The organism is Halobacillus sp. B23F22_5 (assembly GCF_043497085.1).
Classification (GTDB): Bacteria; Bacillota; Bacilli; order Bacillales; family Halobacillaceae; genus Thalassobacillus.
Genome location: NZ_JBIEKI010000002.1, coordinates 383,214 through 403,777 on the forward strand (window position 1 = coordinate 383,214; position 20,564 = coordinate 403,777).

The 20,564-nt window shown below is 39.4% G+C and carries 19 protein-coding genes; 16 read left to right on the plus strand and 3 right to left on the minus strand.

Features of this window, described 5'->3' with window-relative positions:
* Positions 1–2 precede the first annotated feature (2 nt).
* From ACGTN9_RS05350 to ACGTN9_RS05405, 12 genes are all read left to right on the plus strand, one after another.
* Complete coding sequence (locus ACGTN9_RS05350; protein ID WP_028782974.1) at positions 3–191, plus strand: twin-arginine translocase TatA/TatE family subunit; 189 nt, start codon at positions 3–5, stop codon at positions 189–191.
* A gap of 238 nt (positions 192–429) precedes the next feature.
* Positions 430–1,173, plus strand: coding sequence for a twin-arginine translocase subunit TatC (gene tatC / locus ACGTN9_RS05355; protein WP_499591309.1), 744 nt, complete (start codon positions 430–432; stop codon positions 1,171–1,173).
* A gap of 296 nt (positions 1,174–1,469) precedes the next feature.
* Positions 1,470–1,691, plus strand: coding sequence for a YozE family protein (locus tag ACGTN9_RS05360; protein WP_499591238.1), 222 nt, complete (start codon positions 1,470–1,472; stop codon positions 1,689–1,691).
* A 157-nt stretch (positions 1,692–1,848) separates the two neighbouring features.
* Complete coding sequence (locus ACGTN9_RS05365) at positions 1,849–3,000, plus strand: exonuclease SbcCD subunit D (protein ID WP_499591240.1); 1,152 nt, start codon at positions 1,849–1,851, stop codon at positions 2,998–3,000.
* Between the two features lies 1 nt (position 3,001).
* On the plus strand, positions 3,002–6,118 hold the full coding sequence (locus ACGTN9_RS05370) for an AAA family ATPase (protein WP_499591242.1): 3,117 nt from the start codon (positions 3,002–3,004) through the stop codon (positions 6,116–6,118).
* Positions 6,119–6,192: 74 nt separating this feature from the next.
* Positions 6,193–6,549 carry a DUF5365 family protein gene (locus ACGTN9_RS05375; protein WP_499591244.1) on the plus strand — a complete coding sequence of 119 codons (357 nt, stop codon included), beginning with the start codon at positions 6,193–6,195 and terminating at the stop codon, positions 6,547–6,549.
* A 62-nt stretch (positions 6,550–6,611) separates the two neighbouring features.
* Positions 6,612–6,860, plus strand: coding sequence for a DUF2584 family protein (locus tag ACGTN9_RS05380; RefSeq protein ID WP_499591246.1), 249 nt, complete (start codon positions 6,612–6,614; stop codon positions 6,858–6,860).
* A gap of 380 nt (positions 6,861–7,240) precedes the next feature.
* The gene (locus tag ACGTN9_RS05385; protein WP_499591248.1) at positions 7,241–7,927 is read left to right on the plus strand and encodes a uracil-DNA glycosylase; all 687 of its coding nucleotides are present in this window, start codon (positions 7,241–7,243) and stop codon (positions 7,925–7,927) included.
* 68 nt (positions 7,928–7,995) lie between these two features.
* Entirely contained in the window at positions 7,996–8,526 is a 531-nt protein-coding gene (vrrA, locus tag ACGTN9_RS05390) for a VrrA/YqfQ family protein (RefSeq protein WP_499591249.1), read from the plus strand.
* A 91-nt stretch (positions 8,527–8,617) separates the two neighbouring features.
* Positions 8,618–9,580, plus strand: a complete 963-nt coding sequence (gene msrB, locus ACGTN9_RS05395; protein WP_499591251.1) for a peptide-methionine (R)-S-oxide reductase MsrB — start codon at positions 8,618–8,620, stop codon at positions 9,578–9,580.
* 930 nt (positions 9,581–10,510) lie between these two features.
* On the plus strand, positions 10,511–10,861 hold the full coding sequence (locus tag ACGTN9_RS05400) for a topoisomerase (RefSeq protein ID WP_499591253.1): 351 nt from the start codon (positions 10,511–10,513) through the stop codon (positions 10,859–10,861).
* A gap of 196 nt (positions 10,862–11,057) precedes the next feature.
* The gene (locus ACGTN9_RS05405; RefSeq protein ID WP_499591255.1) at positions 11,058–11,822 is read left to right on the plus strand and encodes a hypothetical protein; all 765 of its coding nucleotides are present in this window, start codon (positions 11,058–11,060) and stop codon (positions 11,820–11,822) included.
* Positions 11,823–11,911: 89 nt separating this feature from the next.
* On the opposite strand, the gene ACGTN9_RS05410 is transcribed toward ACGTN9_RS05405, so the two are convergent.
* Together ACGTN9_RS05410 and ACGTN9_RS05415 are read right to left on the minus strand one after the other, a co-directional pair.
* Positions 11,912–13,675 carry an ATP-dependent nuclease gene (locus ACGTN9_RS05410; protein ID WP_499591257.1) on the minus strand — a complete coding sequence of 588 codons (1,764 nt, stop codon included), beginning with the start codon at positions 13,673–13,675 and terminating at the stop codon, positions 11,912–11,914.
* A gap of 414 nt (positions 13,676–14,089) precedes the next feature.
* On the minus strand, positions 14,090–14,779 hold the full coding sequence (locus ACGTN9_RS05415; RefSeq protein ID WP_499591259.1) for a general stress protein: 690 nt from the start codon (positions 14,777–14,779) through the stop codon (positions 14,090–14,092).
* 315 nt (positions 14,780–15,094) lie between these two features.
* Between ACGTN9_RS05415 and ACGTN9_RS05420 the strand changes: the two genes are divergently transcribed.
* Complete coding sequence (locus ACGTN9_RS05420; RefSeq protein ID WP_499591261.1) at positions 15,095–16,117, plus strand: AI-2E family transporter; 1,023 nt, start codon at positions 15,095–15,097, stop codon at positions 16,115–16,117.
* Positions 16,118–16,283: 166 nt separating this feature from the next.
* Here ACGTN9_RS05420 and ACGTN9_RS05425 read toward each other — a convergent pair whose 3' ends face one another.
* On the minus strand, positions 16,284–17,804 hold the full coding sequence (locus ACGTN9_RS05425) for a glycine betaine uptake BCCT transporter (RefSeq protein ID WP_499591263.1): 1,521 nt from the start codon (positions 17,802–17,804) through the stop codon (positions 16,284–16,286).
* Positions 17,805–18,130: 326 nt separating this feature from the next.
* Between ACGTN9_RS05425 and ACGTN9_RS05430 the strand changes: the two genes are divergently transcribed.
* The 3 genes from ACGTN9_RS05430 (at position 18,131) to ACGTN9_RS05440 (ending at position 20,402) form a co-directional block, all read left to right on the plus strand.
* Positions 18,131–18,517: a DnaJ family domain-containing protein gene (locus ACGTN9_RS05430; RefSeq protein WP_499591265.1), complete on the plus strand. Its 387-nt coding sequence runs from the start codon at positions 18,131–18,133 to the stop codon at positions 18,515–18,517.
* Positions 18,518–18,625: 108 nt separating this feature from the next.
* Complete coding sequence (locus ACGTN9_RS05435; protein WP_499591267.1) at positions 18,626–19,690, plus strand: AbrB family transcriptional regulator; 1,065 nt, start codon at positions 18,626–18,628, stop codon at positions 19,688–19,690.
* Positions 19,691–19,793: 103 nt separating this feature from the next.
* Complete coding sequence (locus ACGTN9_RS05440) at positions 19,794–20,402, plus strand: alpha/beta hydrolase (RefSeq protein ID WP_499591311.1); 609 nt, start codon at positions 19,794–19,796, stop codon at positions 20,400–20,402.
* Positions 20,403–20,564: the final 162 nt, after the last annotated feature.

The following is a 20,564-nucleotide window of genomic DNA, read 5'->3' on the forward strand; positions in this document are numbered from 1 at the left end:
TTATGTTCAGCAACATCGGCGTTCCGGGTCTTATATTGATTCTGGTTATTGCATTAGTCATTTTCGGCCCATCCAAGCTGCCTGAAATAGGTAAAGCGGTAGGCAGTTCCTTAAAAGAGTTCAAGAAAGCCACCAATGATATGATGTCGGATGATGATAAAAAGTCAGACGATAAAAATGAAAACAAATAATAAAGTATACGAGGAAGGTGTAAGGGGCGACCTTGCATCTTCTTTACTTGTTGGGATAGGAAATTATAAATTTATATTAAATCAGCTTATACTTGATTGCCCTTGCAAGATGCAGGTCAGGCCAGCACGTGACGGCTTAGTCAAAGGGGCATATGTACATAGCGTTTGAGCTTTAACTGGAACGGTTCAGCGGGAGGTGTTTAGGTTGAAAAAAAAGAAACAAATAGAAGATGTCGAAATGAATTTAACAGACCATTTAACGGAGCTGAGAAAGCGGATCATTTGGACACTTGTCTCTTTTGTGGCCTTTTTTATTACTGGATTCATTTTTATTAAAGATATTTATCAGTTCTTTGTCAGGGATCTGGCGTTCGATTTACATGTGACGAGTCCAGGGGAAATCATCTGGATATATTTCACGATGGCAAGCATTGTCGCTTTGATTGGTACGCTGCCCATTCTGAGCCTGCAAATCTGGTTATTTGTGAAACCGGCTTTGACGCCAAAAGAGACAAAGGTTTCTCTTTCTTATATTCCGGCTATATTTTTATTATTTTTAGCTGGATTGACTTTTGGTTACGTCATTTTTATCCAATTGATCCTTCCATTCTTGCTTTCCTTGAATGATGGAATGTTCAATGAAATTTTCACGGTCGATCGTTATTTCAAGTTTTTGTTCCGGGTGACCATCCCGTTTGCCATCTTATTTGAGATACCTATCATTACGATGTTCCTGACAAGCCTGGGCGTCATCAACCCAGTAATGTTAGTAAAAATCAGAAAGTATGCGTATTTTGTTCTGATCATCATAGGTACCATGATTTCACCTCCTGATTTCATTTTACAGCTGGTAGTAGCTGTTCCTTTGATTATCTTATATGAAGTGAGTATCGTACTTTCTCGCGTGGTGTATCGCAAAAAACTGAAGCATCATCGTGAATTTATGGAACAGGAGTTTGAAGATGATGAATACGGAAGCTAATCCTAAACCCGCTGTCTTAGTGACAGCGGGTTTTAATGTAAAGTTTATAGCAAGTGGTCGATAGAATGCTGATGTGCAGGGAAGAAAATGTTAGGGTATAACTATTCAAAAAAAAGACCTCGACTGCTTTTACAGTCAAGGCCAAGACACAAACAAAGGATCATCACTTGCACACCTATATAATATCAGGATACTGCAGGCCTGAAAGTGAGATTTATCACTATTTGATTGATTTTAACGAAAAACCATGATAAAACTTAATACAATAGTTTGTAAGAAGTAAGGGGGAGCTTTGGATGCGTTCATTTTACCATTATATGATGCGGTTCAGGGGTAATAAGCAGCAGGATCACGAAAAACAATTGGCAGACTGGATGTTTGAGGATCATAGTTTTCCTAAGCAAGCTACGTCATATCATGAAGTTAGTGACTATCTGGAATGGAATGCTCCATTCCCTGAAGCACTTCGCGTATTTGATCGGTTATGGGACTCCTATCAAATGGATGAACAAGAATAGTTGAAATGAAATCGTGCAGCCGGATGGTTGTGCGGTTTTTCATTTTAATAACAGGTAACATTTCCCTGTTGTTCGTAACGGAACCCATGTTCGTGTATAATAGATTTATAATTAGAACAGGATGTATGGTATTTAAGCATGAAAGTGAGGTTATTCTATGAAACTATTACATACCGCAGACTGGCATCTTGGCAAAATCGTCAACAGTGTACATATGACGGAGGACCAGCGCTATATTTTGCAAGAATTTTTGAAGGTAGTAGATGACGAGCAGCCGGATGCGATTATAATCGCGGGTGACTTATATGATCGTTCGATACCTCCGAGAGAAGCGGTTGAATTGTTAAATGATGTCCTGACGGAATTGGTCATCGATAAGAAAATTCCGGTGTTAGCGATTTCGGGAAACCATGATAGTCCGGACAGACTGGAGTTTGGCAGTCAGTTATTCCGGTCTCAGCAATTATATTTAGATACAAAATTAAAAGGTGAATTTCAACCTGTCACGCTAACAGACGAACATGGCCCTGTCCATTTTCATCTCGTTCCTTATTTGGAACCGGCGGAAGTAAGACAGTTTTTTGACGATGATAGCGTCCAATCTCATCATCAGGCTGCAGAACGGATGATTGACCATATTAAATCCAATCATGATATGTCAGAACGCCATGTGTGGGTCGGTCATTCCTTTTTAGCCGGAGGAATGGAAACGGAATCGGAGGAAAGGTTATCGATGATAGGTGGAAGTCCGTATGTCGATGCGGAACTGTTCGAGGACTTCGCTTACGTGGCATTAGGGCACTTGCACCAGCCGCAACGGGTAAGATCGGAGCATATTCGTTACAGTGGGTCCATTTTAAAGTATTCTTTTTCTGAAGCGAGTCACCGAAAGGGTGTCACGGTTGTAGAGCTGACCGGTGAAGATACTACAATCAGACAAGTTCCCCTTAAGCCTCGACGTGACCTTGAAGTCGTAGAAGGCTACCTGGACGACTTTTTGAATCTGGAATTACCGGATCATCCCGAAAATTATCTTCATGTAAAATTGCTGGATGACGGTCAGTTAGTGGATCCGATGGGAAAATTACGCAGGAAGTATCCAAATATATTGCGGCTCGAACGGAATATGCTCTCGTCGCAAAAAAAACTGCAGGATCTCACAAAAATCAAAGAACGTCAGGAAATGTCTCATACGGATTTATTTGCTTCCTTTTATGAAGAAATGAAAGGGGATGCTATCCCTGAAAAGCGGAGCAGGCACATTGAACAAGTCATCAATAAATTAATGACTGAAGAGCGGGTGAAATGACATGAAAGCTATTACGTTAACAGTTACCGCATTCGGACCTTATCGTGGACGACAGCATATCGATTTCAGCAGGCTTGGGGAAGAATCGATATTTCTAGTAACTGGTCCAACTGGGGCTGGGAAAACGACGATATTTGATGCCATGTGTTTTGCATTGTACGGAAAAGCAAGCGGCAGCGATCGCGATCAGGATACGTTGCGCAGTCATTTTGCTGAGCCGGATGAACAGACAAGTGTTGAATTTGTTTTTGAATTGAGAGGGAAAACCTATCGTGTTATCCGAACACCGAAACAGCCGAAGAAAAAAGCGAGAGGTGAGGGATTCACCGAGGGTCCTTCGAAAGCTGAATTGTACATCCTTGATGGAGATAAAGAAATATTAGTAGCTTCTCGTATAAAAGAAGTGAATGAAACCCTGGAAGAGATGATCAGCCTTGATTATGAGCAATTTCGTAAAATGATCATGATTCCACAAGGAGAATTCCGAAAGCTTATTTCAGAGAACAGTAAAGAACGGGAAGAGATTCTCCAACGCATTTTCCATACCCATTTTTACGAAAGAGTCACCGAGGAGCTTAAACAGCACTCCAGGCAATTAAAAGAAGAAATCAGCCAGTATCAATGGAAAATCAAACAGGAGACAAATAAAGTAGCCTGGGAGGAAGAAGAAGTTGTTGATACGTTAGAAGACCCGAAAGAGATTCTGACATTACTGGAACAAAAGGAAAAGCAGGCGCAACATTCACACCAGCATGTAGAGGAGCAATTAACGAAACAAAACGTGAAGTTAAAAAAGACGCAGGAATCATTTTACCAGGCAAAGCAGTTGCAGGAAGATTTTTCGAGGTTAAAAAAATACCAGGAAGAAAAACAGGCATTAATGCAGCAACAGCCGGACATGGAAAAAGTGAAAGACAAACTTTCCCAAGCAGAAAATGCAATGGAAGTGGTACCGGTCGAGGAGCAGTGGAAGAGCCGCCAGCAGGACTATGAACGCTTGAAAGCTCAGTTAGAACAAAAGCGGACTTATCTTGCTGAAAGTCGCGAACAGTTCACAAAGCTCCAAAAAACTTATGAACAAGAATCAGAAAAAGAGCCAGAGCTAGAGCGGTTAAAGGAAGATATCAAACGGAAAAAAGAGGAACTGGAAAAGCTTAACAAACTGAAAGTCCTTCACGAAGAGAAAGAAAAGACCGGAAAGAAGTTGGAAATAAAAGCTCAAGCTATTCAAAAGCTGAAGCAGGCAGTAGAAGCGAACAAACGGGAAAGTACAGAGCTTCAGGGGCTGCTTAAGCAGGAAAGTGAATGGAATAAAGCTTATTATCTATGGAAACAGGATTTTCAAGAACAAAAAACCATTCAAAATAGAATCGAAAAATTAGTAAAGGTCAACGATGACATCTTGAATATGCGAGACAGGTATCGGGATTTCAAGCGGCACTACGATAGAAAGGTTTCGGAAGCAGAGCATATTAAAAACCAGCTGGATGAAAAGCAAAACGAATTGAATCAGCAGCACGCTTTCCTGTTAGCTCATTCCCTGGAAGCAGGAGCTCCTTGCCCTGTATGCGGTTCTGAACACCATCCTTCACCGGCTGGAGCCTCCAGCCAGGGAAATTCATCGTTGGAGGTTGTCGAGCAGTTACAAGAAAAGTATCGGCAGGCTGAAGAAGCTGTTAAGAAAGAGGAAGAGCAAAATATACAACTGAAAGCAGAAGGACAATCACAAAAACAGCTACTCGTAGCGGTTCATGAAGAAGTGGCTGAGCACGTTCCCGACCTCCAAGCCGAAACCATTAAGAAAGTACAGCAAAAACAGGCAGAAACGATCGATATGTATCAACAGAAAATAGCGGAGATAGAGGCCAAACTGAAAGAAATAGCTACGGCACACGATAAAGCGAAGCGGTTGGATAATCAGCTGGAAGCCTATCAAAAAGAACTGGAAGCAGAGCAGGAACAATACAATCAGCTTGAGAACAGTATGGTGAAAACAGAAACATGGATCGAACAGTTGAGTGAAGGAATGGACACCACCCTGGACAGTTTAAGTCAAATGAAAGAAAGTATTGCCCGCATGGAACGTAATTATCAACAAGCTGTAACAAACTGGGAACAGATAAAAAAACGGTATGAAGAGACAAAAGAGGAGTTGCAAAAACTGGAAGTTGAAGTTTCTGAGCTTACTAATTATACCGAAGAAAGTAGGCAGACTGTCGCAAAATGGCAGGAGAAATTAGATGAACAGCTAAGCAAGCACCAGTTTGCCAGTTTAGAAGCCTACCAGGCGGTTAAGCTTCCTAAGTCAGAATGGGAAGAATTAAAACATAAACTGGAACAGTACAAGCAGAAGCTGGTCACGATTGAAGAGCAGACAGCGGAACTGGAAGCGCACTTGAGAGACAAGGAAGAACCTGAAATAGAAATATTACAAGCAAAGCTGGATCAGGAAGAGAAAGTGAGAGAAGCACTTGCTTCGCGTAAAAACGAAGCAGGGCTCCATCTTAAAATGATCCAGGACGTTCAAATAGCGGTAGATTCCTTATATAAAGAGCAAGAGCAATTAATGAACGATTATTACGACATTGGTGAACTTGCGGATCTAGCCAGGGGAGAAAATCATTTGCGTTTATCCTTTGAACGGTACGTTCTATCTGCATTCTTAGATGAGATTCTGATGCAGGCAAACATCCGCTTTGATCAAATGACTGATCATCGCTACCAGCTGATCAGAAGTGACCAGGTCGCAAAGCGTGGTGCCCAGAGTGGACTTGATTTGGAAGTTATGGATCATCACACAGGGCTGCAGCGTTCTGTCCGTACACTTTCAGGCGGTGAGGGATTCAAAGCAGCACTGAGCCTTGCCTTAGGAATGGCTGATGTCGTTCAGGCTCATGCAGGAGGAGTCCAACTGGATACACTGTTCATTGATGAAGGCTTCGGCACGCTTGATGATTTATCTTTAGAGCAAGCGATTGGATGCTTAAAGGATCTGCAGGACGGTAACCGAATGCTTGGGATCATTTCCCATGTTCCCCAATTGAAAGAGGAAATTAAAGCGAAGCTCCATATTTCACCAAGTCCAGAAGGCTCAACGGTACAGTTTGTATTCCATTAATTACTTTTTAAAACTATGTTTCTCTCATGTTATATTATTAATTGCACATGTTAGAAGCAGAGAGGGCGTTCCACATGAAAGTTATTAATGCACCAACGACAGCTCAGGTGGAAGAGTTACATGGCCTATGGGGACAGTTTCAACAAGAAGTATTACCATGTTTTCTTTCTACCTCTTATTTACAACAGTTAGGAAACACCGATATTTTTCATTTGCCAGACCTGGATGTAAAGGATCAGGCAGACATCATTGAAATGACGATAGCGCTGCAGACGATTATCCATCTGGTAGATGCATCCTTAAACAAGCATGAAAAATCCGGCTATCTGTTTGAATCTAATAAAAAGATACTCACCAAACATGGAGTTTCCTTTCCTTTTGAAGCACGGTTATTCGAACTTCCTGAAAAAAATTACCGCCGCTACCATTAAGATGCTTGTAATTTTCGTTCTAATTAAATAGGATAAAAGTAAATGAGAGCGGAGGTATCGCCATGTCTACACCATTTTCAATGGAATGGAAGATGATTACCGAAGGCCAGGAAAAACGAATCAATGCAGAAGATAATATATTTGAGATCACATTCGATGGTTATAAAATATTTCCCATTGAGGAAATAATCGAAATTAAGCGTCATCCAGATGCGGATTTGATCGGAAGCGGGAAAGTTGTCGAATTGATTTTCAAAAACCAGCAAACTACTTGCAAATATCAACTAATTTCGCTATATAGCGTCAATTAATGGATCGCTATTATGCGAAAGGCGTCTGTTTTTGCGCTTGCCCGGGAAATATTGTGCTGAATTATTTCCCCTTGTCCCAACAAGATTCAAAGAATTGCCACATTCCCCAAGTTTGTTATGAAGGTATTCATCTTATACTTAAAGTAGCTACATGAATATTTTCAATAGGGGGAAGATAACATGCTCAGCAGTGTTTTGTTTGGTTTAATTCTAAGTGGTTTTATAGGTTTGATCATTACAGCAGATTTAGTATCAGAATAAACACTTTTTAAGCGGAAAAGCTTATCCATTCTCCAGGTTACATTTACCTGGAGAATTTTTTTGTTCATTTGATAGGTTTTGTTATTATTTTTATAGAGTTGCAAAGGAAGGGTGAGGATATGAAGATATTACATAACGATTGGGCTCCACTGCTGGAGCAGGAGTTTGAAAAACCATACTATCAGGAGCTTCGCGAATTTCTGAAAAAGGAATACCACCATCATACCGTTTATCCGGATATGCATGAGATCTATCAAGCTTTGCACACGACACCTTATCAAGATACAAAAGTAGTCATTTTAGGACAAGATCCATATCACGGTCCAGATCAAGCACATGGATTCAGTTTTTCAGTAAAGCCGGGGGTTGATGTTCCGCCATCTTTAAAAAACATCTATAAAGAGCTGGAAACGGATGTAGGGTTTGAAATTCCCAATCATGGATACTTAAAACCGTGGGCCGAGCAAGGGGTATTATTATTAAACAATGTGCTGACTGTCAGGGCTCACCAGGCACATTCCCATCAGGGAGCAGGGTGGGAAACATTCACCAATGAAGTAATTGAGGCGTTGAATCAAAGAGAAAAGCCTGTAGTATTCATGCTGTGGGGAAAGCATGCGCAGAAAAAGGCTTCGTTTGTCGAGCGCGGCCGTCACTTTGTAATTCAATCTCCACATCCTAGTCCATTATCCGCTTATCGAGGGTTTTTTGGCAGTCGTCCATTTTCCAAAGCTAATCGTTTCCTGGAGGAAATAGGGGAGTCGCCGATTGATTGGCAACTGCCACATCAAGTAACAAAGGCTTAAGCCCATGCAAACTTAGTCGGTTCACATATACTATCCTATGACAAGAGAATGAGTACGGAGGGATAGTTATGTTTCCACCGGCAAGACCTCCGATGGGAGGAAGACCGCCAGGATTTGGGGGGCAGTCGCCTTTTCAAATCGGTTCGTTTGGGAATCAATTCGGAGTTGGCAATCAGTTCGGGGGAGTGCCACAAAAGCAAGGGTTCCTATCCAAACTTTTAGCTAAAAGAGGAGCAGGTGCTGCAGCGCGTGGTGTGGGTGGTGCCGTCCAGGGTGGCGGTACTGATTTTGCTTCCATGCTTGGTAACGCACAGCAAGTACTGAAAATGGCCCAGAGTGCTGCACCTATGATCCAGCAATATGGACCGATGATGAAAAACATACCGACATTGATCAATCTATGGAAAATCATGCGGGAGCCTGATGAAGAAACAGAAACACAGCCAGAAAGCTCTAGGAGATCACCGGAACGAATGGAATCAAGAGTAAGCAGCAATCGGGAAAGCAACAGGAGACGCGAGGAGTCTCCCGGTGAGATACGTTCTCATAAACCTTCTAGTGCCAATCAAGGCACATCACAGCCCAAATTATATATTTGAGCTGTGCATGTGACTTGATTTTTTTTCTTAAAAAGGAAAGAATGAGGGAAATACGTGTTATGAACATACTTTCTCTCGGGAGGTTTTAAATATGTCTGAACAGAATTTGAATAAAGCGACCTTTGCTGGTGGCTGTTTCTGGTGCATGGTCGAGCCGTTTGATGAACGACCGGGTATAGAGAAGGTGGTTTCCGGATATACCGGCGGCCATACAGAAAATCCTACCTATGAAGATGTTTTTACGAAGGATACGGGGCATGTGGAAGCGGTAGAGATCACTTATAACCCTGAAATTTTTTCTTACGAACGACTGGTCGAAATATTTTGGCAGCAGATAGACCCTACAGATCCGGGTGGACAATTCCATGATCGTGGGGAACATTATACAACTGCCATATTTTACCATGACAACGAACAAAAGCAAATAGCTGAAAACAGTAAGCGGAATTTAGAGGAAAGTGGCAAATTCAAAGACCCGGTTGTGACCAAAATACTGCCAGCTAAACCGTTCTACCCTGCTGAAGAAGCGCATCAGGACTACTATAAAAAACAGTCGTTTCATTATAACCTTTATAAAAAAGGCTCAGGCCGAGCTGATTTCATCAAAGAAAACTGGAGTTATAAAAAGGACAAGGATGAACTGAAGCACCGTCTGACTGATATGCAGTATTTTGTCACCCAGGAAAATGGCACAGAACCGCCTTTCCAGAATGAATACAACGATCACGAGGAAGAGGGCATTTATGTAGATATCGTATCCGGGGAACCCTTATTTAGTTCTACGGATAAATACGATGCCGGCTGCGGATGGCCAAGCTTCACTAAACCTATTGAAAAACAGCAAGTTGCCGAAAATACCGATACTTCTCACGGTATGATCCGCACCGAGGTGCGAAGCCATGAAGGAGATTCCCATCTGGGGCATGTATTTGAAGATGGTCCGAGAGATAAAGGCGGCCTAAGGTATTGTATTAATTCTGCAGCGCTAAAATTCGTCCCTAAGGAGAAAATGGAAGAAGAAGGGTATGGATATCTCCGTTATTTGTTTGATTGATGGAATCCCTTATAGGTAACCGTTGGAAATAAAACGGAAATAACGTAGCTTTGAAACATTCAGTCGACACATGTAGAATTTGTCTTGTGGTTAGTGAAGAAATAAAAAGTTGATTAAATAAAAAAGTGCCTGACCCTAATCTTTAGCGTATAAACGCATTGGGGGTCAGGCACTTTTTATGAAATTTTTTCTTACGAACGATTGGTCGAAATATTTTGACAGCAGATTGACCCTACAGGTCCGGGTGGACAATTCCATGATCGTGGGGAACATTATACAACTTCCATATACTTAATATATCGGCAAAATAAGGAGCATTTTTATGTATTTTAATTACAGGAAGTTCTAAAACTATTTAAAGCAAGTCACTTAAATAGTAATTATAGAATTATTGTGTTAATGAACATAATCTCTTCTTGGTGTTAAATTTTCCCGATAATTCATATAATTCGTGGTATTCTTCTAATGAGAAAGTGTCTGACCCCCGGTGCGTTAATGCGTTACTCAGGTGCAGGTCAGGCACTTTTTTGACAAGGGTTTTCGATGGTTATGGGTTACACTTTTGATTTATTTTGCGTAATACATTGTATCTTGAATTTTCTTATTCGAAGACATTTTCATAAGCAAATTTATTTTTTTGCATTTTAAGAAATTCGACTTTTTGGCTAGTGAAACTTTTTTAAGCCATGAAAATAAAGTGTTTTGAAAGGAGAATTTCTATACATAATCCGCAAAAGGGTGAGGGTAATGGAAGACTCAATTTCAATAAAATGTTAAAATATACATAAATAAACACTAGAATATTTAAAGATAGTTCTTTTTTGATATAGGAAATAAAATTAAAGAATTTTAAAAGGTTAAGAGAAACTACTATATCCTTTAATAAGAGTAGGAAGATGTTGATTGGAGATAATCAAGGAGGTATGTTTTATGGTAATGAAGAGGGTTGATGTTATAAAATATGTCAAGGAAAATGAGGGAAGAGCACTAAAAAAGGCAAGCGAAATTCTTAGTAAAGAAACAAGTATTCAAAGTTTTAATGGTATTGTAGGAGGTAAGAACGCAACATATAGTGTAGATCCTTTAGAGTATGAAACAGCTGAAAGCTATATTGAAGACTGGATGAGAAGCCACCATAAAAGGTATAACGATGAAAAAAACTTCTCATATAGAAAGTCTTCACATAGAGTACATGATTTGTTAAAAGATAGTTTTGTAAAAAATTATATTGAGAATTACTTAGCACGAACATTTTTTAATAAGCATGAGAGAATAAATTAACTACTATATAAGTGATAAAGTTACTTCTATTTTCTATTAATCTACATAAAAGAGAATAGGATAAAAAAGAGTAGAAGCCGGAGAAAAACAAATTGAACTTGGTGTTTCCTACCGCTTGACATTTTTTGTAGATTAGAGGCACTTTTTATATACTGTCATTCTTAGTTTCCTATAAAAAATAATGAAAATTAAATGAGTGAATAAAGAAATGATACCGAAGATATCTAAAGAAATAAAAAAAATAAGAAATAAAAAGGATGCTTTAATTGAATTACTAAACAGAATAATTAGTCTGTTGTTTATTATCCTATTATATATTCTGAGTTTAGTAATATTTTACTTATTTGGAGTGGAGATTGAAAATAAATTATTGTATCATATATTAGCTATTATTTTTATTGCTGTAACCACACTAAATACCTTTAATAAAAGAGTTGTTCAAATTATTTTAGGTTTTATTGGGAAGGTGTTCGTTGCAATTATAATTACACAGGTTTTGTTACTATCGTATGTAATTGCGCCGTTTTTTGGAGCATTTTTAATTGATAACGTGATTGATGCAAAGGCATATTCGTTAACAGGAATTGTAGTTTATTTTGCTCTTTTTATAATAGTTTCTACAACATTGTCTGGTTGTTTTGTTTTATTTCTAAGAAAAAAACCTCAATTTATTTTTTCAACATTTAAGGAGATTGGACTTATAGATCTTACATTTGTAGAAGAGTTCTATGATAGATACATTGATAATTTAATTAGAATATTATATCTTGTTATCCTGATTTTTTCAGGAACTTTAACTTTCATAATTTCATTTGTACCTTTATTTTTTGAGCTTTCTAACGCTAATGAAGAATCATTATCTTTTAAAAATAAACCCACCTTTTTTGCAATTTTAACTATATTGTTACAAGTAGTATTTCACGGGCAGATAGCTGGTGTTACTAGCAAAATAAAAAAATAAAATGACGGTGCGCCACTACGCTAATGCTTTAGTACGGTGGGGGTCAGACACCGTCATTATACACCCTTGTAAGAGTGAGGGAGGATTTATTATTTATTAGCGTAATAATATTCCATATCCCATAAATCATGTTCTTGCAAATCGTTGTCAATAATATGTTGGTTCACCTTTTTAATAATAGATGTCATATCAACGTATTCATTATCACATGAGGTAACAGAACCTTCTTTTAAAATGTACTGAATTAGGTCTAAGAATCTAATAGTATTAAAATTCTCCTCTTTAAAATATTTCCACGCTTCATAAGGTTTGGAACTCCCTTTTATGCCATCTAAGAACTCTCCTTCAAAATTTGGGATAGAAATAAATGTTTTTATCTCTAAACCTCTCTGTTTTCCTTTCGTTACTTCATCAATGATCTTTTCATTGTTTGTCCATGCACCATTTCTTACCTTTTTCCCTTTTTTTAGAGTGGTTGGGTTATCGGAATCGTGAAGTATTGAGTAGGGTACTGAAAAATGGTTAAGAATTTTAGATACTGTGACTATGTTAGATTTTCCAAGACAGTTTAAAATGTGTAAGGAGGACTCAACTTTTCCATCTTTAATTAAAGATCTAACGACAGAATATTCAGTTTCACCTTCAACTAGGAGGTTCTGTTTTGCAAAAAAGAATTCGTTTATATATGGATTACTGAAGTTCATCATTTTTAAGTTTTCTCGATCATCTTGTGTAAAACCCGCTGCTTCGGTTGAAAAAGTTTTAACTGTTCTATTAGCACTTACTTCTTTTTCAATACGAATTATAGTAGTATGGTCTTTTGTCAGATCTATGAACATAGGAGAGTGTGTTGTCCCCATAACCTGCCAATTTTCTAATTCAGCGATAGAATAGAGTGCTTCACGTGCCTCTCTAATAGCAGATGGGTGTAAGAAGGCTTCTGGTTCCTCTATCAGAAGTATTTTAGGTTTAGATGAATCAATTGCACTTTTCCCTACTTTATGCCTTCCAGTCTCAGCTAACATTTTTAAAGCAGACCAAAGAAACGTTCTTTGTAATCCCGTCCCATGGTGGGATAGTGGTACCTTATGTGTAGTGCTATCTGCTGAAGCTTCTTTACTTCCTATTCTTATAAAACTACCTGAATTTATAAGTTTCTCAGGTGCTATTGTACTTGATTTGACGTCCAATTCAACGTGATCAAATTCAGGGAATATTTTAGCAAGATCCTCTGCTATCTTATTTGTGGACTGTAATATATCGTCTTCAATTTCTTCTTTAACACTCTTGCCTAACTCCTCGATTTGATTAAGTAGTGTTAATAAGTTAGAATCGTCCTTTTTTAAATTAGATTTTATCGCTTCTGTTAAAATTGATAAAATCTTACTTTCTAATTCAGTCGGATTATCAAGAGGTGAGATTTTTAAAGGGGTAGGAATCTTACTTGTTAATATAGAGTCAAATCCCCCGGTACCATTTTTAGTGAATTTATCTAATCCTGGATCATAGGAATATTTATCTCTTGTTCCACCTGGGGTTGTCCAACGGTATTGAACTTTAATGCAGTTTTTGTAATTTAACTCTCCATCATTATAAATCCATTTTTGTGCGATTTCTTCTGTTGTAACGTCCTCAAATATTCCAGTTATAATCGGAATGTTATCCGTCTTTTCTTGGTAGAAATCTTTTATATCCAATTTAGATGAAGAAGTGGCAAAAGCTTCGTATGCACTTAAAATGGTGGTTTTCCCTACATTGTTATTACCAATCAATACTATAATATCATCAATCTTTATCCTTACTGGTTCACCTATCCCCCTGAAGTTCTCTACAATAATCTCTGAAAGTTTCACTGACCCAACTCCCTTTTAAAATATTTAAACCCTTATATTTCCAATAATAACATATTATGTGTAAATGGAGAGGGGAAGATTATATAAAGGAACTATTATTAGCCACAAATAATATGATGTAAACTAGAGTATAATAACTTTAGTTAAGATAGCATTGAAGAATCTACAAATAACTTATCTCAATTATTTTGTATTATGTGTTTATAAGGAGGTAGTGAAGGTAAACTCACCGACATCCCATTGTATTGCCACATACACTCCGGACACGTCGTGTTCGTGAACAGAAATGAGGTTAAATCTTCCGTGAGGATTTAATAGAATGATGTATATAAAGGTAGCCCAGAGATCAACTCTGGGCTATTGATATCCTATCATATTAAACAACAATAATTGTTATTAGCAATTCTTATTGTTTTATCGTCTGTTGCGGCTTCTTGTCCCTGTCGTATTCTTCGAGTTTTCATTAATCCAGCTGGTTTTTCTCTCTGGACCTGAGTCTCCACTTTGTGACATATCAACATTTTCAAGTGGGTCTCTGCTATGGCTTGTTTCATTATTTACTATATTATTTGGATACATTGATTTATTTTCTGTCTTGTTAGTCAGAAATGTACGATAGACTTTTTCTTCATTCTTTTCGTTCGCTTCTACCAGTACAATGGTTTTTCCATCTTTTAAATATTGTTCATACTGTTTGGCTTCTGCCTCTGGCATACCAGCTCCTACCATGGCTCCGACGATTCCTCCGCCGCCGGCACCGATGCCTGCACCAGATAGTGCTGCTGCAATCGGGCCAGCCGCTGCAATTTGCCCGATCCCTGGAATAGCCAAAAGACCAAGCCCTGTTATTAAACCGGCGATGCCGCCAAGAATACCGCCAGAAGCAGCTCCGATTCCGGCCCCTTTACCGGCATTTTTACCCCGGCCGCCTTTATTTGATGTAACGGTGGTATCTGTTTCATCTTCCAGCACATTCACCTTATTTTTATCCTGGGCAAAGACAGAAATGTCATTACCGCTGTAACCGTGATTCTGTAAATCTCTGATTGCTCGTTCTGCGTCTCCCACGTGAGAGAATACGCCTCCAATGAGCTTTTTATCCATAATCTCCATCATCCTCCTTTGTATTTGTACACGTTAACCCATACCCCGTTAACAGAAAATGTATGCATTCAGTTATAAGCTAAAATAGCCTAAGCAGTGTCGGTATTTCTTTTTCATCGTCACGATCTGTATTTATATCCACCCATAAAAAAGTCTCGCATGGTTAATATAGGAATAGAGTTTTGTATGTTAAATGTTAGAAAGCAACCTTTAAGTGGTATGGGAGATAAGATAACAGAAATAAGCAGGGATGACTAAGGAGAGATACGGATGTGGGCAAAGCAACCTTTTTTTAAATATAGTACAGCTATTATCTTGATATTGATCATTGTATTTTTATTAAAAATCCTCAATGTTTTTGAACCAATTAAAACAATGATTGGCAGCATCTTTTACCCAATATTGATAGCAGGATTCCTTTACTACATCCTGAAACCATTTGTTCATATGATAGCTAAGATCAAATATATCCCAAAAGGGCTAGCGATTCTAATGGTATATGCAGGGATAGCGGGTATTATTTATGCTGCTTCTTTATTGTTAGCTGGAACGATCCAGAAACAGGTTTCTAAACTTACAAAAAATTTGCCCCAGGATTTGAAAAAAACAGCTGAGAAGACAGAACAAACCATAGAGCAAAATGATATGGGTATGATTTCAATCAGCAGCCTCAGACAGAAAGCCGCCAGCTTTTCAGGAGACATGGTCAAGCAGCTCGGAGACAATATCACTGAAGTTCTTGGCACGTTGACTGGTGCTGCCACTGTACTTATCCTGGTGCCATTCGTTTTATTTTATTTTTTAAAAGACGATCATCGCTTTGTACCCTTTATGTTAAGGTTCATTCCAGAAAAGCATGAGGGGGAAGGGAAGAAGATATTAAGGAATATTGATCAGACTTTAGCCGCTTATATCATAGGTCAGATTACTGTGGCTGTGGTTGATGGGATACTGATGTATATAGGTTATTTAATTATTGGGCTTGATTATGCTCTGGTATTAGGTATATTTGTAATTCTAACAGCCGTTGTTCCGTTTTTCGGTCCAATGATTGGAGTTCTGCCAGCGATCGTTGTAGCCTTGACCCAGGAGCCGATGATGGTAGTGTATGTTTTAATCACATTGGGCGTAGTTCAACAGTTGGAAGGGAATCTGGTTGCCCCGGTGGTACTCGGAAACCGCTTATCTGTCCATCCACTGACAATAATCCTGCTTTTATTAGTGGCTTTTGCTGTGTATGGATTCATCGGTATGCTGATTGCTATTCCAGTATACTCCGTTTTGAAGGTTACAATAAAGAACTTGTATGAATTCTATCGGCTGCGTAAAATCATGTAAGCTGCTTTTCATAAGTATTTAGGACGCGTTCAAAACGCGTCCTTTCTTTGTTGTACCTGGCTTTTCCCATCCACGAGCCAGGAATATGGATAGTATACTTCAACCCTAGCGAAGCAAAAGAAGAATGAGCCGACACCCTTTTGTCGGCTCATTCGTTATGTTTCTGTTACCCTGTCTTTGTTTTTTCATCGTGCTCCTCTTTTTTACGTTCCAGTTCTGCTTTGTCTGCTCTCAAGGCTTTATACAGGGAGTAGACCATTAAGAGCATGATGATTGAAAATGGGAAAGCGGCTGATATTAAGGCGTTTTGTAATGCTTGCAGTCCCCCTGTATAAAGCAGTACAGCGGCTGTTGCGGACTGGGCAATCCCCCAGGCAAATTTGACAGCTTTAGGAGGATTCAAAGAACCATTCGTCGTCTGCATCCCGAGCACGAAAGTTGCTGAGTCAGCTGACGTAATAAAAAAGGTTGCGATCAACAGCATTGCGATAATGGATAACAGTACACTTAAAGGATATTGATCAAATACACCGAACAGCATCTGTTCTGGTGCAAGGCCAGCCAGGTCGACACCTGCATCCTGCTTGACTATTGCGGAACTTCCAAACGCTGAAAACCATAAAAAACTTACCAGCGATGGAACAATTAAAACACCAGAGAGAAACTCACGGATAGAGCGTCCTTTAGAAACCCTGGCAATGAATATACCAACAAATGGGGACCATGCAATCCACCATGCCCAGAAGAAAACTGTCCAGTCTTTGATCCAGGTCTGTTGTTCTTCATTGTTTGGAGCAACCCGGAGACTTTCTTTAGGTAAAGATTGGAGATATGCTCCAAGAGAGTCCACAAGCATATTCATGATATATAAGGTCGGACCCAGGATGAGCATGATTAAGAATAAGGTGAAGGCTAGCCCCATGTTAGCATTACTTAAATACTTGATACCTTTACTTATTCCGGTGTAAGCCGAAATCATGAATAAAACTGTAACGACTGCGATAATCAGTAATTGAATCCCGAAGCCCTTGTCGATGCCAGTCAGATAGGTTATACCCCCATTGATTTGAGCGGCTCCGAAACCAAGGGTGGTCGCAACCCCTACAATGGTGGCAAATACTGCAATGACATCGATAAAGGTTCCCCAATGACCTTTCATTTTATTTCCAAAGATTGGTTCCAGTGTGGCACTGACCAATCCAGGTGCCCCGCGGCGGAATTTAAAATAAGCTAACACCAGAGCGACTATGGCGTAGATCCCCCAGGCATGGATGCCATAATGGAAAAAGGTAATCCGCATTGCATCAGCCAGGGCTTCGGGTGTGCCTGGTTCAGCAACAGGAGGATTCGTGATGTACTGCTGGATAGGTGCTGCTGCCCCATAAAAAACCAGCCCGATTCCCATTCCGGCGCTGAATAACATGGCAAACCAGGTTGGATAGCTATAGTCCGGTTTGTCTTCCGGTTTTCCAAGCTTCATTTTGCCATAAGGACTTACGATCATGTATAAACAGAAAACTACAAATAGGGTAACGATCAATAAATAATACCAGCCAAAATGAACAGAAATGTACGACTGGATGTTGCTTGTGATCTTCTCCAAATTAGTAGGAGCAATAGAGCCCCAAACTACAGAAAATAAAGTAATTGCAAGCGTAATCCAAAAAACTGAAGTTACCTGTTTCATATCCTTCTCCTTTCACTCAATCAAAAATAATAATTTTTTAAACAGGGGAGAGCATTTACCAGCCTAAGTTTCATTACCCAAGTGATAGGGTTATAAACAAAGTCAGTAAATATTAGGTGAAACGGTCTAAATTAAAGTAATAATTGTTCTATTTAGGAAAATGTTGGTTAAATGATATTGATTGGGGCAGTGATTACTTCTTTTGCGGCGAAAGTGATAATTGAACCATTACTTGAGGAAAGGGAAAGGTTTTCGAATCCGGTATCTAGAATATAGTGGTGGAAGCATAAGCATCAAGAAATTGTCATTCCAGGAAGGGGAGAAAATTGAAAGAGGACAAGGATGAAAAGATCTATCGTGATTGGATGAGTGAAATTGTCAGGAAGCATGAAGCTGAAGGAGGCTTTGATGATTTACCGGGAAAAGGGAAACCTTTGCCAGCTGATTCACTGAAAGGGGATGTTTTCACAAGTATTGTCAAAAATGCTAATTACCGACCGGAATGGGTAAGAATTCAGCAGAGGGTCAGGGAGGCTATCCGAGCGTTACAAAGCGAAATAATTAATGAAAGGCTGGATGATAAAACAAAGATAAACCGAGTAAAAAAGATTAATCGTGATATCAAAAAATACAATCAATGCTGCCCTGTCAAGCTGCAGAAACCGCCGGCTACCCTTGATGATTTAGAAGCAGATTGCAAACGCTGGGAATAATTATATCCAATCAAAAAAGGAATCTTTTCACTATAAAGATTCCTTTTTTGATTGTCTTCCTAAAAGTTATGAATGATATGATAAAATAATCCGGAAGGGGATTTTATCATGAATGAATTTCGGTTTATAAAAATATCCATATCCTTTTTGATTGCAGCCATCGGCGGGGCTGCATTCCATCTTCTGCAGCTTCCTCTACCATGGATCCTCGGTCCAGTAACCTTTTTACTTCTCTATAAAATTACCACCAAACAGCCTACTGATGCGTCATTAAAAATGAGAAATATCAGTTTTGGCTTTTTAGGTATTCAAATTGGCAGTACATTTACTGCGAATACATTTATAAATGTAACTCCTTATTTATTTCCTTATACTATTTTTACACTTCTTTTGATAGCAATCAGTCTTTTGAATGCCTATTTTTTATCAAAGGTGATTAAAATAGATGCCAAGACAAGTATGCTGGGCAGTGTGCCAGGCGGTCTGTCTGCTATGCTTGCATTGAGTGAATCTCTTAAAGGGAATACGGTGCTTGTCACCATCATCCAAACCATTCGTTTGGTCACCATATTATTTGTCATCCCGTTTGCTGCCACTCAATTTTTTGCCAGGGAGGCCGGGCAAGGTGTACCAGTTTCTACTTCTACTCCACCGGGTGAGTGGTATACCCTGGGTATCTACATCGCTGCGTTCGTTCTTGGTTCTTTATTACAAAAGCGGGTGCCCGCGTCTTTGGTCATCATTCCCATGCTTATTACAGGGGTCAGCCGGGCATTTGGTCTCCCTTTATTAGAATTACCGACCATGTTGTTTATTTTAGCTCAGCTCAGCTTAGGCGTATACTTAGGTAATTCTGTGTCTATCACTGACCTTGTGAAAGCTGGTCGGTATTGTTTGTATTACTTTGTTCTCGCTTTGTTATTGATAGGGATGTCTTTCGGATTTGGATTTTTACTTAGCCAGTGGACAAGCATGTCATTACCGACTGCTATTCTCAGCATCGCTCCCGGGGGACTTATCGAAATGGCTTTAACTGCTGATGAAGCGGGAGGAGATCCTTCTATTGTAAGCTCTTTACAGATGATTCGTCTGCTGATGATTGTCTTGATTCTTCCTTTTGTATTGCAGTGGCTCATTCCTAAACTGGAAAAGTTGCAGGCTGAGCGGTCTTAGTTGACGTTATCTTGAATGTGAGATACCATTATCTTGATACTGAGATAAACGAATAGCAAACTACAAATATAGTTAGCTTAAAGAGGAGGTTTTACGAATGAAGATGAAGCATATTTTCCAGGAAGGAAAATCGGATAATAAAAATGTATTATTGTTGCTACATGGTACAGGAGGAAACGAGCAAGATCTTTTGCCGATTGCGAATATGATCGATCCTGATGCATCGATCCTCTCTGTCCGCGGAAATGTATCTGAAAATGGTATGCCACGTTTTTTCAAACGATTGCGTGAAGGTGTATTTGACGAAGAAGATTTGATTAACCGGACGAAAGAATTGGATGAGTTTTTAAATGAAGCAGCTGAAGCCTATGGGTTTGATCGTGAGCATGTGATTGCTGCTGGCTATTCCAATGGAGCAAATATCGCGGGCAGCTTATTGTTCCACATCGAGAACAGTTTGAAAGGGGCGATGCTCTTTCATGCGATGGTTCCAAGGAGAAATGTGGAGCTTCCAGATTTGACAGGCAAGCAGCTGTTCATTGGAGCCGGGGAGAACGATCCCATTTGTCCTGCTGAAGAAACAAAGGATCTGAAAGAGATGTTCGAAAATGCCGGAGCTACGGTGGAAGTCTTTTGGGAGAAATATGGACACCAACTTACCGAAGCAGAAGTCAAGGAAGCAAGAAAATGGTATGATAAGACTCAGAAATGAAGTTAAGAGACTGTCTCGGTTAATGAGACAGTCTCTTTTTTGCGAGTGGCAGCACATGCGCTACAGGGTGAGAGTCCCGAATGCACCGATTCAGCCGGTAAGCATTAGCTGACAAATAGTGCGTTACCGTGAGGTAACGTGCGGAGGATTTGAAGGCAAACC